Raw genomic sequence first — 17,245 nt, forward strand, 5'->3', positions numbered from 1 at the left:
GCGATATCTCCTAGTCTGACATCCCCTTGATGAACGCAAGCATCGATATTTTAAGCCGTTTTTGAGGGGTTAAAACTGAGAATTAGGAATCTCCAACAATCCCCACCAATCCCCGCTAGATTCGCTACTCCGAATGCTGTGGCGACGGGAGTACGTGAATAAACATGGCTTGATTCTAATGAGGAAGAAGGAAAATAATTATCACACATTCCCGACTCTAATCCCAGTTCAAAAAATAATGCAACTGTAGGCCCGTGATCCAAACTGATATCCAGTCAATCAGTTCCCATCTAAAATCTAAAATCTAAAATCTAAAATCTAAAATCTAAAATCTAAAATGGTAGAAGCCGGAGGCTTTACCGAAAGAGAGGATATTATAAGTCCAGGACGCACGGGTAGTCAGAAACCGGGTTTTTTCATAGCAATAGTTCGTTATAGCCGGCCGAAACGAGCAAAAACCGGGTTGCGAGGCGTCGTCCCTGCGTCCTAGATTGTACTAGAAACCTGCTACCTGAGAATCTTGAGGCTCTCACCAGTGCCAGGTGTAGTTATAAAAAACAACTAAACTGTCTGTGTGTAGTAGTCTAAATGATGGTACTGGATGCTTCTAGGCATCTGTAAACCCTCTCACAGCTAGTGGCTCAAGGATATACATACGGGTTTTGCAGGGTTCCCGGCTGATGGCGCTAAAAACTCTGCATTTTTGACGGGGAATGTAGTCCCCGTGTCGTGTTCCTCTTTGGACTAAAGTCACAAAGTTTCTATACTTCCCATATTTATTTATGAAAACCGTTCTGATTGTAGAGGACGATTTGGTTAATGCTCGGGTTTTTTCCAAAATTCTGACTAAGCGGGGGGGCTTAGCCGTGAAGCACACGGAAAATGTTGAAGAGGTGATGCAAATTGCTGCCAACGGCGAAGCTGATTTGATTTTAATGGATGTGTCTCTTTCCCGCAGCGTGTACCAGGGCAAATCTGTTGACGGCATTAAGATTACTCAACTGCTCAAAGCTGACCCGCAAACGGCATCGCTGCCGATTATTTTGGTGACTGCTCACGCGATGGCTGGTGATAAAGAAACATTTCTGGATCAAAGCGGTGCCGACGGTTACATCTCTAAACCTGTGGTAGACCATCAAGAGTTTGTTAATCAAATCAAGGCTTTGCTGCCTGATTGAGTGAACCATATATGCAGAAGGAATAAGAAGAAAGAAGGAAAAAGGAAGAAGGAAGAAAGAATTGTTCGTTTGAACCAACAAACAATTAAAACTCTCTTATTTACAAAGTTTGCTTAAACTCTGAATCTTCCTTCTTCCTTCTTCCTTTCGATGTCCCGATTACACAATGCTATGAGTTCGGACTTGTAATTTCTGAGGAAAAATTTGAGATTTTTATGACGAGTGACATAGGAGTGTGCGTTGCGACGAGGAACGAAATTATTCGATCGCCCTGTGCAACACCATTCACTCACTTCATGCAGCCCCAAGACTGCGATTAGTCTTCGTCCTCATCGAAGTCAAAACCGATATCATCATCATCGTCAGCATCTGGGCCCAAGGCATCATCCTCAGCCTCAGCGACAAACTCGTCTTCATCCACCTCAACTTCCTCAAAGTCCTCATCGGGCTCAAGATCGGCTCCGCGGCCAATTTCATAACCGCTTTCGATCGTATAAGCACGACGGGCAGTGCGATCGTCAAGTACAACATCTTCCTGTAAGTCGTGGATGTCGTCATCAAATACGGCGCCGTCAAAGCCTGCGTCCTGAACCCCAGCGTCTTCGTAGGCGTTGAACCCTGTACCGGCTGGAATCAGGCGGCCGATAATTACGTTTTCCTTGAGGCCCCGCAGCCAGTCAGATTTGCCTTCGATCGCAGCCTCAGTCAACACCCGCGTTGTCTCCTGGAACGAAGCAGCGGAAATAAAGCTATCAGTATTCAGCGAAGCCTTAGTAATCCCCAGCAACACGGGAGTATAGTCCGCCGGCGCCCCGCCAGTAATAGACATGGCTTCGTTCACCTGCTCCACCTGCCGCAACTCCACTAACTCGCCCGGGAGCATAGTGGTATCGCCGCCATCCTCCATCCTGACTTTGTTGGTCATCTGGCGGACAATCACCTCAATGTGCTTATCAGAAATATCCACGCCCTGAGACTGATAAACCGACTGCACCTCATTCACCAAAAACGTCTGCACCTGCTGGAAACTCTCCAAGGCAGCCTCAAAAGTAGACTGCCGCTCCTTCAGCACGTGGAAGAACACCTCCAGAATTTCGTGGGGGTTGGCAGGCCCGTCGGTCAAGGCTTCGGCGACGCCTACGCGCTGGCCGTCGGATACGATGGGGTTTTGGCCGGGTAATAAGGGGTATTCTTCAATCCGGCCGTCGTCTTCGATTACTGCGAGCTCTACAACGTCGTCGTCTGTAACTACGCGGGCTGTGCCGGGTCGCTTGGCTAAAATGCAGGCTTCCTTCGGCTTCCGCCCTTCCAGAAGTTCCTCAATCCGTGGCAAACCCTGAATGATATCCCCAGTCTTTGCCCGCTCAAACACCAGAATCACCAAATTGTCGCCCCGCTGCACTAAGTCGCCGTCGTCTACGTGCAGGACGGCACCGGCGGAAACCCGGTAAGGGCGAGCTACCCTGAGCAAAAGTTTCGCCGGTTCTGTCTCCGACGCAGGCACAACCTTCACAACTTGGCCCGACTCTTCCAGAACAACTCCGGGAGCTATTTCGGTACCAGCTACCAGCAGTTGACCCGGACTGACATCGGGGGTACCGGCTACAGAGATGGAAATAGAGTCGGCATCTCGCATTACCAAGAGTCGGCGCACTGGTTCGCCTAGCCCCTCACGGATGCCTCGAACGATGCCGGCTTCTTTGCAGAGAATTTCGGTGCGGGCGACTACTGCTCCGGGGGCGATCGACTGCCCATCTTCGACCAGCAGCCGCGTGTGGGTGCTTCCCTGAGTCGGGTCGGCGGAGACATCCCGCCGAATCACCAGCGACTCCAAAATCACCAACTGCAAGCGGAAAGTCTTGGAAACTCGATCGCCCCCATCATCCACAGCCACCGCCAACTCCTGCGACGCACTAACATCTTCAGCCGAACCCCAAGCCGGCCCCGAGCCGTCCGCCCCAAAAGCTGCAGCATCTTCCTCATCCGGCAACAGCTCGATATCTGCGGCCAGTTGCGGAGCCCCCGAACCAATTTCCAAGATAAGCTGAGTCCGCAGCAGTTCCAATCCCTCGACAGATTTGACGCGCTCTCCATCCTTATAAGGAAGCCGCTGCACCGCTTTCAAAGAGATGGACTCGTTCAGCGCTGTCTGAGAAGGCACGGGTGGCTTATCGGGCACTGGAAACTCCACGACTGGCCGCAGCAACAAGGCGGGGCCTTCGGGGGTTTCGATATACTCGGCATAGCCCAATTCTTCGGCAACCAAGCCTGGGAAAATTTCTTGACCGGCGTTGACGATTTGACCTTCCCCTAATGTTAGGGGCGGGCGGTCAACTACATGGAGTGTGCCCGGCTTGATGACAATTTCCCGGAGGATGTCATTTTTCTGAGTGATTTCTACTGCCCCGCTGGTTTGGCAGAAAATATCTTTAACGACTTCTGTACCGGCTTCTACGTACTGGCCGTCTTCCACCAGCAGCAGAGAAATATCCTTATTCACCTCATGGCACTCCTCCGGTATCCACAGCAGAGTCCCACCCTTGACAACCTCGTAGCCAAGTTTAGCCTTGCCGCGCTTGTGGACTTCCACTCCCCCGTACTTGACAATCCCCCCTGTAGTCGTGCGGTAGCTGTCGTCCAGCAGTTCCGCCACCACTTCCCCGTTAATCACCTTGCTCCCAGGAGCAGTCTTCAGGGAAAACCGCTGCTTAGAAGATGTTTCGATCGTGTAATGGTCGCGGCCCCCCGCACTTTCGGCCCGCACGACTGCTTGGTCGAGCAGGACTTGGGCGGTGATAATTTCGATTTCTCTGGGGTCAGCGATGCGGACTACGCCGCCATGTTCCGAGACAAGCTTGGTTTCAGCAATCACGCTTTCGGCCGGAATGCGATCGCCATTTTTCACTGCTGGTTCGGCGCCGGGGGGCAGGTTGTAGACTTCTCCTGAGAGTATCCAAATCAGCCCGCCTTTGCTGGCTGTGCGCGTCGTGTTCCCTTGGCGATCGGTTTTTTCTTCCGGCACCAAATCAGCAAACTTCGCTTCTCCCGCTAAGTCAGAAGCCACATCTGTAGTCACTTTTTCCGTAGTCTTGCGCGCAGCCCGACCGACGATCGGCACCTCAGCCAAAACTTGACCCGGAATCGCCCGCTGTCCGTCTTTGACCATCAGAGTAGAACCCTGGACAATCGCCAACTCGATTTTCAGTTTTTGATTCTTAGCCCCGGATTTCCCCTCCTCAAAACCATCCCCCTCAAACACAAGCTTGCCGTTGTTTTCTGCCACGAGTGCTTCTTCGCCATGTCTGGTGCGGAAGGAGCGAGTACGTAGGTTTTTGAATTTCACTACGCCGGGGAAGGGGGCGCGTTCTTGTTTGGCGACTTCTCCGGTGAATACGCCGCCTGTGTGGAAGGTACGCATCGTCAGTTGGGTTCCCGGTTCCCCGATCGACTGAGCTGCAATAATCCCGATCGCTTCTCCCATGTCTACCATTTTCAAGTGGGCGAGACTCCAGCCATAGCAGTGCTGACACACCGATCGAGTCGATTCACAAGTCAGGGGCGATCGTAAATACACCTCTCCCACGCCAGAATTACCAATTTCCGTCGCCAACTCTTCGGTAATTGGCTGATTTCGGATGGCTTTTTCGTCGCGATAAGCTACGATTTCCCCGGTTTTGGGGTGTACCACGTCTCTGGCGAACACGCGCCCTAGCAGTCTGTCTTTGAGGGGAATCAGGACTGTTGCTCCGTCGGTCATGGGCCGGACTCGAATTCCCCGCTGGGTGCCGCAGTCCACTTCCCGCACAATTACGTCTTGGGATACGTCCACTAAGCGACGTGTAAGATAGCCTGAGTCTGCTGTCCGTAGGGCTGTATCTACTAAGCCTTTGCGGGCGCCGTAGGAGGAGATGATGTATTCGGTGACGGTGAGTCCTTCGCGGAAGTTGGTTTTAATTGGCAAGTCGATGATTTCGCCTTGGGGGTCTGCCATCAGTCCGCGCATTCCGACTAGCTGCCGCACTTGGGAGATGTTTCCCCGTGCTCCGGAGAAGGCCATCATGTAGACGGAGTTTAGGGGGTCTGTGGCTCGGAAGTTTTTGACTACTTCGTCTTTGAGGTCTTCTGAGGTGCTGTTCCAGGTGTCGATTACTTTTTGGAAGCGTTCGACTTCGGTGATTTCGCCTCTGGTGTATTTTTGTTCGGTGATGCGGATTTCTTCTTCGGCGGCATCGAGGAGCGATCGTTTTGACGGGGGCACTTGCAAGTCGTCTACGCTAATCGAAACTCCCGCTCGTGTCGCAAAGCGGAAACCCAAGTCTTTGAGTTTGTCGGCCATTTGCGCTGTACGGGCCGTTCCGTAGTGCATGAAAGACCAAGAGATTAATTTTTTGAGCTGACCTTTGTCAACAACTCGATTGCGAAAAACAATTTCTTTATTTTCTGTCATTTTTCTGAGTAGTGGTAATTGGTAACTTTTACTGCTGTTCGACTTCGGCTCCCCTGAGCTAAGCCCAAGGTTTCAGAACGTAGCCGAAGGATTGGTAATTGGTAAGTGGTAATTGGTAATTGGTAATTGGTAATTGATAAGTACAGCGGGGTAAAAAACCACGAGCCTTTTGTAAGGGCTGATTTAGCGTATAAGGAAGAGAGCTAAGCTAGGAGATGAATCGACTCACCTGCCCTTCCCATAATAAAGTTTATTTGCACTTACCTACTTAGTTGGTAGTTGGTAGCTTTTTCTACCCTTAGACTTTGCTCAGTCACCGCGTCGCTGAAAGTATTTGTAAGTAGTAATGGGTAAATTTTCTGGTTTTAATCACTATTATTTATTAGCGATCATTTATCAGTTATTACCCATTACCTCTTACCCATTACCTCTTATCCCTTACCTCTTACCCTTACCCATTTCTAATTGTTAATTACCGATTCGATGGTTTGGTGATAGATAATCCGGCCCGGGGTAGTGCGAATGAACTGGTTGAGAGTGTTGCCCTCTGGGTCTTCCCGAACCCGGCGGAACTTGTATTCTTTTGTCACGATGCCGTCGGTAGAGCGTTCTACTTTCAGTGGTTCTCCTTCGGGTTCTGCGTTTTCTATGGCGCCTTGAAACCTCACCCACACATAGGAGTGCAAGTCAACGATTCCTTGTTCGTAAGCTACAACGGCGTCGGTAAGGTTGGAGAAGTAGTGGCCGGCTCCTTTTTGAGCGTCAGGGTTTTCGGCTGTCAAGTAATAGCAACCGAGCACCATGTCTTGGGAAGGGGTAACGATCGGTCTTCCGGTTGCTGGCGACATGATGTTGTTAGAGGCCAGCATCAGCAAGCGTGCTTCTGCCTGAGATTCCAGAGATAAGGGGACGTGTACTGCCATTTGGTCTCCGTCAAAGTCGGCGTTAAAAGCGGGACAGACTAGCGGGTGAAGTTGAATTGCTCTGCCATCCACCAAAATCGGCTCAAAGGCTTGAATCCCCAAACGGTGGAGGGTGGGGGCCCGGTTCAGCATTACCGGGTGTCCTTCAATCACTTCTTGAAGCACGTCCCAAACACTGGGATCGTTGCGCTGGATTAGTTTTTTGGCTGCTTTGATGTTGTTGACTAGTCCTTGGCGGATCAGGCGGTGGATGACGAAAGGCTGGAAAAGTTCGATCGCCATTTCTCTTGGCAAGCCGCACTGATGAATTTTCAGTTTCGGCCCTACCACAATCACTGAGCGTCCGGAGTAGTCAACCCGTTTACCCAGCAAGTTTTGCCGGAAGCGACCTTGTTTCCCTTCGATGATGTCTGAGAGTGACTTCAGCGGGCGGTTGTTGGCCCCCACCACTGTCCGGCCCCGGCGACCGTTGTCAATCAGCGCATCCACAGCTTCTTGCAGCATCCGCTTTTCGTTGCGGATGATAATCTCCGGCGCCAGAATTTCTTGCAGTCTCGCTAACCGATTATTCCGGTTGATTACTCTCCGGTAAAGGTCGTTGAGGTCGCTGGTTGCAAAACGCCCGCCGTCTAGCTGTACCATTGGCCGCAAGTCGGGGGGAATCACCGGAATCACATTGAGCACCATCCAATCGGGTTGAGATCCCGTAGCGATGAAGTTGTCAATTACCCGCAAACGTTTAATTAACTTCGCCCGTTTTTGACCTTTAGCATTGGCAATATCTTCCCGCAACTTTTCCGCTTCACTTTCTAGCGGAATATTTTGCAGCAAAACTTGCAAAGCTTCAGCACCTATCCCCACTTCTACACCTGTGAGTGTGGAATCTTCGCTGTAAAGTTCGTCCTCTATTTCCAGCCAAGCATCTTCCGTGAGCAATTGCTTGTATTGCAGCTTCTCTGCATTACCTGCATTTAGGACAACGTATGCATTGAAATAGACGATTTGTTCGACATCTCGCAGCGGCATATCTAACAGAATAGCCATGTAACTCGGGATGCCTTTGAGATACCAAACGTGAGCTACGGGAGCCGCTAATTTGATAAATCCCATCCGGTGACGGCGGACGCGAGATTCAGTGACTTCAACACCGCATCTTTCGCAAACAATGCCTCTATGGCGAACTCGTTTGTACTTCCCACAATGACATTCCCAGTCTTTTGCAGGCCCAAAAATGCGCTCGCAAAACAAGCCATCCATTTCAGGTTTTAATGTCCGGTAATTTATTGTTTCGGGTTTTGTCACTTCACCGGTTATCTGACCGTTGGGTAAAGTTCTCTCTCCCCACTGTCGAATTCTTTCTGGTGAAGCTAATCCTATCTTGACGTAATCAAAGCGTTGTTCTATTTTAGCCATTTTGACTCCAATTGATTATTTACTGTCGATTAGTGCTGGCAATTTATATTTTTTGTTTGCTTCGTTTTGAACTCAAATCAATATTACGCTCCTCTATAGGTGATGTTTCTTTTAATATCAGAAATGATATTTCTGGATACTCCAAATTCCTGAGCTATTTTAGCAAGGGATTCTCCGGCTTGGATTCGTTCTCGGATCTCAATAGCTTGAGCAAAAGTTAGCTTGCGTTCGAGATGTCCACCCATGCGGGGAACTGGAACCTCTTGACCTTCTTCTTTCCAAGTGACGTGATACTTAATATCGTGTATGGTTTTGCGGTCGACACTGTATTCCTGTGCTACATCCTTCATCCTCTTTCCGGCTGCTAGCTTTTGCCTAATTTCTCGCACATTTTCCCAGTCTAATTTGGCATTGGAAAGGGGATGACTTTTGCCTTGAGTGCGTCCTTTCTTAGAAGCATCTAATGAATTTTGAGTGCGAGTACCACCCCAAAGGTGTTCTGGATTAATACAACTGGGATTGTCGCAGGTATGACAAGCATCTATCGAAGTCGGAATTTCACATCCTAATTTCTCAGCTAAAACAGCACGAGTAACTGATTTCGATTTCCCATTTTTCCAGTATCTGCCATAGCCTTGACCGTCCTTTGAGCCTTGAAAAATGATGCAGCCGTTGTCTTGAATTTCTCCTAAAAAACCGGGCAAAACTGTAGTGAAGTTATCGGGAATATTTGTCTGAAGTATCTTAGTAATAGTTTCATGTTGTACTCCATACTCTTTTGCTAGGTGGTTTTTGACTGTTCCAGATAAATATTTAGTCTGAATTTCCCGGAGTTGTGCGATCGACAATATGCCAATACCGGGAATACTTTTGCGTCTGGGAGTTTTGCGATCGCGCTCGATCATCTGCCCGGTATTTTCCGCCGCAGTTCCCGCTACGAGATGTGCTGGGTTGATGCAGCTTCGATTGTCACAGGTGTGGCAAGCAAAATAACCGGAACCAAGGAATCCTGCTATTTTTGATTCGAGGACTAATCGGTGGACTAATACCGTTTTGCCATCGAGCCACTTGCGCCCGTAACCGTTGCCAAACTTGCTCCCTTGCCAGTTAATACAGCCTGTCGCCCGGTCAAATTCTCCTTCTATTCCTGGGACAACTGTTACAATAGTCATGTCAGCGTCTCTCCTCTTAAGAGCGTTGATTCGCCTCACCAGTGTTCGTACCACTGCTGAGGCATTTTAATTGGGACTTCTCGATTTTAGATGTGAGATGTGAGATGTAAGATTGAATGCTGTCAAACAATTCTTCAATCTAAAATCTAAAATCTAAAATCTAAAATCCCTAATCCTCGTCAAGTTCGTCACGAGAAAGCGATTCGTAAGTAGGCCGGGAGGGCGATCGCTTGCCCCCAGCATCCGCCATCAAATCCACCTCAACGTGTTCGCTGCCCTCGTCGGACGTATTCACCTTGTGCACGGCAATATCCAAGCACAAAGACTGCAACTCCCGCATCAGCACCTTGAAAGATTCCGGCGTACCGGGGCGCGGAATAGCTTTGCCTTTGACAATGGCATTCAGCGCTTCATTCCGCCCCTGCATATCGTCCGACTTCACAGTCAGCAACTCTTGCAAAGTATAAGCGGCGCCGAACGCTTCCAGCGCCCAGACTTCCATTTCTCCGAACCGCTGACCCCCCTGCTGCGCTTTGCCGCCCAAAGGCTGCTGCGTTACCAGCGAGTAAGGGCCTGTGCTACGGGCGTGGATCTTATCGTCTACTAAGTGAACCAGCTTCAGCATATAGGCGATGCCGACTGTGATCGGGCGATCGAACGGTTCCCCAGTTCGGCCATCGTAGACAATAGTCTTACCGGGGTGCTTTTCATTAAACACCCAAGGCTTGCCGGTTTTTTCGCGTGCCTCCTGTAGCTTGCCGTGTACGGTTTCGCGCGACTTTTCAGCCCCGTGCATTTCATCAAAAGGCACCATCTTGAACCGCATCGACAGATTTTCGCCCGCCCATCCTAGCAAGCACTCAAAAATCTGACCCACGTTCATCCGCGACGGTACGCCCAAGGGATTGAGCACTATGTCAACGGGAGTTCCGTCGGGCAAATAAGGCATATCCTCCATCGGCAGAATGCGGGACACAATACCCTTATTTCCGTGGCGGCCGGCCATTTTGTCGCCGACTTGAATCTTGCGCTTTTGAGCCACGTAGACGCGGACGACCATGTTGGCGCCGGGGGGCAGTTCGTCGCCCTGTTCGCGGGTAAACACCCGCACGTCCACCACGCGGCCTTTTTCGCCGTTAGGGACGCGGAGGGAATTGTCGCGCACGTCGCGGGCTTTTTCGCCGAAGATTGCCCTCAGCAGTTTTTCTTCCGGCGGTTGGTCGGATTCGCCTTTGGGGGTGACTTTGCCCACTAGGATGTCGCTGGCTTCTACCCAAGCACCTTTGCGGATAATGCCCTGTTCGTCTAGCTGACGCAGCGCGTCTTCGCCGACGTTAGGAATTTCACGGGTGATTTCTTCGGGGCCGAGTTTGGTTTGGCGGGCTTCGATTTCGTATTTTTCAATGTGGATCGATGTGTAGACATCTTCGTACACCAAACGCTCGCTAATTAGCATGGCGTCTTCGTAGTTGTAGCCTTCCCAGGGCATATAAGCTACGAGGATGTTGTGACCCAGAGCGAGTTCTGCCCCTTCGGTGGAGGAACCGTCGGCGAGCACTTGACCTGCTACGACGCGATCGCCCTCATAAATCAGCGGACGCTGGTTTAAGCAAGTATCCTGGTTAGAACGCTGATATTTTTGCAGTTCGTGTTCGATGCAGCCAGCATATTTTTGCTTCCAAACCGAGGGCTGTTTGACTTTGAGATCGTCGTATTCCTTAATCAGGAAATGTTCTTCGCTGGAATTCGATTCGGCATCTACAGCCAGGGGTTTGACAATAATCCGGGTAGCGTCGATGTAAATCACCTCGCCGTCGATCCGGGAAACCACAACCATCCCGGAATCTCTGGCCGCCTGAGCTTCCAAGCCCGTACCGACTAGGGGCCGTTCTGGTTTCAGTAGCGGCACAGCTTGCCGCTGCATATTCGATCCCATCAGAGCTCGGTTGGCGTCGTCGTGTTCCAAGAACGGAATCAGCGATGTCGCGACGGAGACGATTTGCACGGGCGAAATCGCCATGTAGTCCACCTGCATCGGAGTGGTGGTAGTGAATTCTTGGCGGTAGCGGACGGCTACGGTTTCGCCCAAGAGGTTGTTGTTTTCGTCGAGGCTGATGTCTCCGGGGGCGACGCGCAAATCGTCTTCTTCATCGGCTGTCATGTAAACAGGGGCTTTGTCGCGCAGCACCCGTCCTTTTTCTACTGGATAAAAAGGAGTTTCGATGAAGCCGTAGGGGTTGACGCGGGCGTGGGTTGCTAAGGAACCGATCAGACCGGCGTTGGGGCCTTCTGGTGTTTCGATCGGGCAAATCCGGCCGTAGTGGGACGGGTGAATGTCCCGTACTGCAAACCCGGCGCGTTCCCGAGTCAGACCTCCAGGGCCCAAGGCGGAAAGCCGACGTTTGTGCGTCAGTTCTGCCAGAGGGTTGGTTTGATCCATGAACTGGGATAGCTGGGAGGAACCGAAGAATTCCTTGATTGCTGCTACCAGCGGTTTGGGGTTGACCAGAGAAGCGGGGCTGAGGGAGTCGGCATCCGAGACGGTCATTCTTTCGCGGATAATCCGTTCTAAGCGGTTGAGTCCGACTCGGACTTGGTTTTGCAGCAGTTCTCCGACACTGCGGACGCGACGGTTGCCTAAGTGGTCGATGTCGTCGGTGGAGCCGATGTCGAATTCGAGGTTAATTAAGTAGTCGATCGCCGTCAAGATATCTTGGGATGTCAGCACCCGCATGGTATCGGGGACTGTCAAGCGCAATTTTTTGTTGAGTTTGTAGCGGCCGACTCGGCCCAAATCGTAGCGTTTGGGGTCGAAAAAGCGCGAGTTAAGGAGCTGTTCGCCGCCCGCTACGGTGGGGGGTTCACCTGGACGGAGTTTGCGGTAGAGCTCCATCAAAGCTTCTTCTTCGCCGAATTGTCCTTCTTTCTCGATCGTCTTTTGGAAGTATTCCGGGTGCCGCAGGGAGTCGTAGATTTCGCCGTCGGTGAGGCCGAGGGCTTTGAGCAGCACCTGAGCCGATAGTTTGCGGGTTTTGTCGATTCTGACCCAGACTAAATCGTTTTTGTCTGTTTCAAACTTGAGCCAAGCGCCTCGGTTGGGGATGAGCGAGGCGTTATAGGAACGGCGACCGTTTTTGTCGGTTTCCGATTTGTAGTAGACGCCGGGGGAACGCACGATTTGGTTGACAATCACCCGTTCCGCGCCGTTGATGATGAAAGTGCCGCGCTCGGTCATCAAGGGCAAATCGCCGATGAAGACTTCTTGTTCTTTGATTTCCCCTGTTTCTTTGTTAATCAGGCGGGTGGGGACGTACATTTGCACCGAGTAGGTGCTGTCCCTGCGCTTGGCTTCGTCCACGTCGTATTTTGGGCGCTTGAGTTTGAAGTCTTTGCCCATGAAGTGAAGTTCCAGCTTCCCGGTGTAGTCTGTAATCGGGGAGAAGCTGTCGAGTTCTTCGATCAGCCCGGCTTCTAGGAACCAGCGAAAACTTGCCCGCTGGATTTCGATCAAATCGGGCAAGGTGAAGGCGAATTCTGTGTAATCTTTAGTGGTCATGGGTGTCCTTTTTCCGCAGTGGCTCTAGCTTTTTACATGGCGCCAAGGCTGGGCTTTTTTACCTTGTTGCGTTTTTTTGATTGATTGTGTGAGAGAATTTATATGATGTTTTCGATCGCCTACCAACTGCTGCAACGGTTATTTTTTCGGGTTGCTCGCAGTATTTTTGTGCGGATTTTGGTTTCGATCGAGATGCTTTTAGCTCCGATCTCGTGGTGTTCCAGGGTAAATCCCCTACACTTTTGACTCCTAAAATTGACTGGACAGCTATTGCCAAATTGCTGAGGTTCCAAGTTTCTTCGCTATGTGTAAGTTTGAGGTATTGCGTGAAGTTTTTGGCGATCCCGAAGGTTGGCGTACTCGCGTTGTGTTGGCCTCAAGCGGGCGACATCGCAGTCGCGGATACTAAGCCAACGCCCGATCGGTTGGTTCTTTTATTATAGGACGCAAATCCCATCGCAGCAGGCAACGCCAAAAGAATCTCACACAAAGGATGAATCCGGTTTTTCTGGCAGGATAGAAATGGGATTATCCCTATAGCTTGCCCCTAAATCGACCTGTTTTCCTCGTTTCTCTGTTCTGCTATAACTAAACTGAAAAGCCGAATAGCTGACAGGCATTTTCGGTTGTCTGCTGGGACAAAGTTAAGAGAGAAACTCCTCTCAATTTAGCAACTTGCTCGGCTACGTAGTAGACGTAGGCTGGTTCGTTGCGTTTTCCCCGCTGGGGTACGGGGGCGAGAAAAGGGCAATCTGTCTCGACTAGGATGCGATCGCTATTTACCATACAAGCTGATTCTTGTATTTGCAAGGCTTTTTTAAAGGTGACTGTTCCGCTAAAACTGATGTAGAAACCTAGGTCTAAAAACCACTGGGTTTCTTCGGGTGTGCCTCCCCAGCAGTGCATGACCCCGCGCACTGGCCCCCGTGTTTGCCAAAAGTTCCTCAGCATTTCGGCCATTGGGGCGGCGGCGTCGCGACAGTGGATAATGACTGGTTTGTCAAGTTCCTGGGCGATTGAAAGCTGTGCCTCAAACACTTTAAACTGGTGTTCTCGATCGTCAGCTTTAAAAAAGTCCAGTCCGGTTTCGCCGATCGCCACTACCCTAGAGTCCGAACTTGCTAATTCCCTAATCTGGCTGGCAGTCTCGTCTTTCCACTTGTCCGCATCTAGGGGGTGGAGTCCAACCGCAAAGGACACTTCTGCAAACTGGTTGGCGATTGCTTGAATACCGGCAAACTCTTCTGGCTCTACACAAGAATGAACCAGCCGAACTACACCAGCTTCGCGCCAGCGTTCTCGAATGGCTTCTAACTCAGATTTGTAGATTTCAAAGTTGATATGAACGTGAGTGTCGATGAGCTGCATGGGGGAAGCAGATTAGAGGTGATACGGGAGAGTCTTGGTGGGATAGGGCGGGGGGGGAGTGAGAGAGTCTGGGAGTGGGAGTGGCAGAGAGTGTGCGGGAAAAATCTTCCGTCTTCTTTCTTCCTTCTTCCTGCTTCACGCTTGACAATCAAGCATCCAGGATACCCGCCACGTGATTCATCCGTCCAGAAATAAAAAACCTGTATCCGATGAAACTTGCCGAACGTATTTATCCGTGGGGTCAATGCTTCAATCGAAAATCGAAAATCGAAAATCGAAAATCGAAAATCGATTGACTTCTTCCCTCAACATCCATCCCTTCAATCTTGTACACTGCTTCGTTGCCGAACTTTCTGCTTCCTTAAGACGCTACCGAGGATGTTTCGTGTGGCTTGAGGGTTCTTGCCAAGCGGGACTTTTTGCGAGCGCCGTTGTTGCGGTGGAGTACACCTTTTTTGACAGCTTTGTCAATTTTGCTGTATGCCTCAGACATTCGCTGTTGGACTTCTTGCATTAATTCCGGGCTCGGAGCTGCTGCGTACTTGTCTACGGCAGCGAAATACTTCTTCATCAAAGTTTTGACCGCTGACTTGTAAGATTTGTTGTACAAGCGGTTACGTTCGGCGATTTTGACTCGTTTGACGGCGGACTTAATATTTGCCATAGTTCAGTTGCTGGAAGTAGGTATTCATTGATACACCCTAGTCTCAAGACAGTCCCAAGACAGGGGGATTTTGAAGGACAACCTTTTCGGGATCGATCCGCAAAAAGCTTGATTTTTAAGAGCGGAGTGAGACAGCCACTCTCGATTCGCTCAGATTGAGATTCAGATTGAGCTGAATCTGTGGCTACTTTTTGGCGAGGCCCGCGCAATAATTTTTTATTGACTCATTTAACTGCCTGTTTTTTACCCCTGACAATACCCACAGGTATGACACGGGTGTTACGGAGGCGTTTTGCGGTGTTTCCACCGTCACGAGTTAAAGTCACGGTTTCTTGCGCGCAATTTTCAAGTATACAATAATTTGGCGTTTTTTTATAAAAAAAATATCAGGTGTTGGAAAAACTAATATAGCACCTATTTTGCTTAAAATCCAATTCTCGGAAAAATCCAAGTTAAGCTATAACAAAGAATACGGGTTATTTGGGCTTCGGCAAGAAGCACTTACCGAAGGTAGAAGGTAAAAAGCTGAAGGTAGAAGGTAGAAGGTAGAAGACAGCCGGATCAGAAGGTAGAAGGTAGAAGGCAGAATCAAAATTCTCCCCCTCGAACACTCTCCCTCTCGGATATTATCGGGGTCGGACACTCTCCCCCTCTGCGTTCCCACCCTCTCCCTCCGCAACCGGTTCTCTGGCGGGCAATTCAAGAGAGAAGGTCGTGACTTGTCCTCAGTGTTGCAAAATCCTCGACAGAGATTTAAATGCTGCACTGAAGCCTTGGAAAATGCCGCGACTCTCGCGGTTTAAGCTTGTGGACTGGTGGTGGCCTACTTCTCTAGGAGATCGCCACAAAAATCCCCAATTGTCAAGCAAATGTTAGTGAAGTTATAGACGGCATTCCTAATCTCCATGCTGCGAATCATTACTCAGTGGGTTGAGGCACAAGCTGAACTGCGACGGATCTGCGATCGCACCCATGACGAACTTGTCGTTCACAAAGAAGCCACCGTGCGGGAGGTGCTGCAAGCTGTAAGGCGCAGAGGCGATCAGGCTGTGCTGCACTACACTGCTGAATTTGACCGCATGACCCTAAATGTGGAAGATTTACGGGTGAGTGGCGCCGAATTGGATGCTGCTTACCAACAGGTGTCGAAAGAATTATTAAATGCAATCCGGCTGGCTTGCAAACAGGTAGAGGCGTTTCACCGACAGCGCGTACCCAAGTCTTGGGTGCAGTTTGGCGATGACGAGATTGTTTTGGGCAAGCGCTACACGCCGGTCGATCGAGCGGGAATCTACATTCCTGGCGGCCAGGCTTCCTATCCAAGCTCGGTGATCATGAATGCGGTTCCTGCGAAGGTCGCCAAGGTGCCGAGACTGGTGATGTGTACTCCCCCCGGACAGGAGAAGAAAATGAATCCTGCGGTGCTGGTAGCGGCTCAGGAAGCGGGAGTTGATGAGATTTATCGGGTAGGCGGGGCGCAGGCGATCGCGGCTTTGGCTTACGGTACGGAAACTATTCCGAAGGTGGATTTAATTACTGGGCCGGGGAATATTTACGTCACCCTCGCTAAAAAACTGGTTTACGGGACTGTGGGGATCGATTCTCTGGCTGGCCCGTCGGAAGTGCTGATTATTGCGGATGGTTCGGCGAATCCTGTACACGTGGCTGCGGATATGTTGGCTCAAGCTGAGCACGATTCGATGGCGTCGGCAATTCTGCTGACGGCGGATTCGGTGCTGGCTAGGAAGGTGGTAGCTGAGGTAGACAGACAGTTGGCAAATCACCCGCGCCGAACTTTAACAGAAAAGGCGATCGCCAACTATGGTTTAGTCGTAGTAGTTGACTCGATCAAAGCGGCGGCGGAACTCTCTAACGAGTTTGCCCCGGAACACTTGGAATTGCAAGTTGCAGATCCCTGGGCTTTGCTCGACCAAATTCGCCACGCTGGGGCGATTTTCTTGGGCTGCTCAACGCCGGAAGCTGTAGGTGATTATTTGGCTGGCCCGAATCACACTTTGCCGACTTCTGGGGCTCCGCGCTATGCGTCGCCACTGGGTGTCGAAACTTTTATGAAGCATTCGAGTTTGATTCAATATTCGCCGGCTGCACTTAAGAAGGTGAGTAGGGCGATTAATGTGTTAGCCGAAGCAGAGGGGCTTCCTTCTCACGCTGATTCGGTGCGGCTGCGGACTGAAAATGAGGGAAAAACTGAGTTTTAGATGGTAAATTTGAGATGGGCGATCGGCAAAATACATAGGTAGTCCAAAACAAGTGAAATGCAATGAAAGGAAGCAATTCTCTTGCGATTATGGTAGCTTTACATTCTCTGACAAGCGGCCCAGTTTATTTGCACCTACCTACTTACGCACTGCGGGCTTAAGAAACCCGGTTTCTTCAAGTATCTTGCTGAAATGACGCAATTATGTTAAGAAATCGGGTTTCGGGGTAGGTAATAATGATGTTGGTGGGAAGCGCGAAATTGTGGAAAGTAGGCGACAATCAGCGAAAAGTTAAAGTCTAAATA

9 protein-coding genes are annotated in these 17,245 nt (G+C 50.4%); 3 read left to right on the plus strand and 6 right to left on the minus strand.

Translation table 11 applies throughout. The features are described from left to right. The first annotated feature begins 782 nt into the window (after nucleotides 1–782). Nucleotides 783–1,178, plus strand: a complete 396-nt coding sequence (locus QUB10_RS17225; RefSeq protein ID WP_006632892.1) for a response regulator — start codon at nucleotides 783–785, stop codon at nucleotides 1,176–1,178. Between the two features lie 316 nt (nucleotides 1,179–1,494). Here the strand turns inward: QUB10_RS17225 and QUB10_RS17230 are convergent, their stop codons facing one another. From QUB10_RS17230 to rpoB, 4 genes are all read right to left on the minus strand, one after another. Continuing rightward, complete coding sequence (locus tag QUB10_RS17230) at nucleotides 1,495–5,625, minus strand: DNA-directed RNA polymerase subunit beta'' (protein WP_333203930.1); 4,131 nt, start codon at nucleotides 5,623–5,625, stop codon at nucleotides 1,495–1,497. A 461-nt stretch (nucleotides 5,626–6,086) separates the two neighbouring features. Further along, nucleotides 6,087–7,961, minus strand: coding sequence for a DNA-directed RNA polymerase subunit gamma (locus QUB10_RS17235; RefSeq protein WP_333203932.1), 1,875 nt, complete (start codon nucleotides 7,959–7,961; stop codon nucleotides 6,087–6,089). Between the two features lie 83 nt (nucleotides 7,962–8,044). Further along, nucleotides 8,045–9,133, minus strand: a complete 1,089-nt coding sequence (locus tag QUB10_RS17240) for an HNH endonuclease (RefSeq protein WP_333203934.1) — start codon at nucleotides 9,131–9,133, stop codon at nucleotides 8,045–8,047. A 169-nt stretch (nucleotides 9,134–9,302) separates the two neighbouring features. Beyond that, complete coding sequence (rpoB, locus tag QUB10_RS17245) at nucleotides 9,303–12,689, minus strand: DNA-directed RNA polymerase subunit beta (RefSeq protein WP_333041547.1); 3,387 nt, start codon at nucleotides 12,687–12,689, stop codon at nucleotides 9,303–9,305. A 102-nt stretch (nucleotides 12,690–12,791) separates the two neighbouring features. On the opposite strand from rpoB, the gene QUB10_RS17250 reads away from it, so the two are divergent. Continuing rightward, nucleotides 12,792–12,935 carry a hypothetical protein gene (locus QUB10_RS17250; protein ID WP_333203936.1) on the plus strand — a complete coding sequence of 48 codons (144 nt, stop codon included), beginning with the start codon at nucleotides 12,792–12,794 and terminating at the stop codon, nucleotides 12,933–12,935. A 342-nt stretch (nucleotides 12,936–13,277) separates the two neighbouring features. On the opposite strand, the gene QUB10_RS17255 is transcribed toward QUB10_RS17250, so the two are convergent. After that, nucleotides 13,278–14,057 carry a TatD family hydrolase gene (locus QUB10_RS17255; protein ID WP_333203938.1) on the minus strand — a complete coding sequence of 260 codons (780 nt, stop codon included), beginning with the start codon at nucleotides 14,055–14,057 and terminating at the stop codon, nucleotides 13,278–13,280. 361 nt (nucleotides 14,058–14,418) lie between these two features. After that, complete coding sequence (rpsT, locus tag QUB10_RS17260; protein ID WP_333066838.1) at nucleotides 14,419–14,721, minus strand: 30S ribosomal protein S20; 303 nt, start codon at nucleotides 14,719–14,721, stop codon at nucleotides 14,419–14,421. 905 nt (nucleotides 14,722–15,626) lie between these two features. Between rpsT and hisD the strand changes: the two genes are divergently transcribed. Continuing rightward, complete coding sequence (gene hisD, locus QUB10_RS17265; RefSeq protein WP_333203940.1) at nucleotides 15,627–16,940, plus strand: histidinol dehydrogenase; 1,314 nt, start codon at nucleotides 15,627–15,629, stop codon at nucleotides 16,938–16,940. Nucleotides 16,941–17,245: the final 305 nt, after the last annotated feature.

Origin of the sequence: Microcoleus sp. B5-D4 (assembly GCF_036705145.1) — a bacterium.
GTDB lineage: Bacteria > Cyanobacteriota > Cyanobacteriia > Cyanobacteriales > Microcoleaceae > Microcoleus.

Coding starts and splice junctions, on each gene's coding strand:
- QUB10_RS17225 (WP_006632892.1), top strand. CDS start 783: ATGAAAACCGTTCTGATTGTAGAGGACGATTTGGTTAATGCTCGGGTT.
- QUB10_RS17230 (WP_333203930.1), bottom strand. CDS start 5,625: ATGACAGAAAATAAAGAAATTGTTTTTCGCAATCGAGTTGTTGACAAA.
- QUB10_RS17235 (WP_333203932.1), bottom strand. CDS start 7,961: ATGGCTAAAATAGAACAACGCTTTGATTACGTCAAGATAGGATTAGCT.
- QUB10_RS17240 (WP_333203934.1), bottom strand. CDS start 9,133: ATGACTATTGTAACAGTTGTCCCAGGAATAGAAGGAGAATTTGACCGG.
- rpoB (WP_333041547.1), bottom strand. CDS start 12,689: ATGACCACTAAAGATTACACAGAATTCGCCTTCACCTTGCCCGATTTG.
- QUB10_RS17250 (WP_333203936.1), top strand. CDS start 12,792: ATGATGTTTTCGATCGCCTACCAACTGCTGCAACGGTTATTTTTTCGG.
- QUB10_RS17255 (WP_333203938.1), bottom strand. CDS start 14,057: ATGCAGCTCATCGACACTCACGTTCATATCAACTTTGAAATCTACAAA.
- rpsT (WP_333066838.1), bottom strand. CDS start 14,721: ATGGCAAATATTAAGTCCGCCGTCAAACGAGTCAAAATCGCCGAACGT.
- hisD (WP_333203940.1), top strand. CDS start 15,627: ATGCTGCGAATCATTACTCAGTGGGTTGAGGCACAAGCTGAACTGCGA.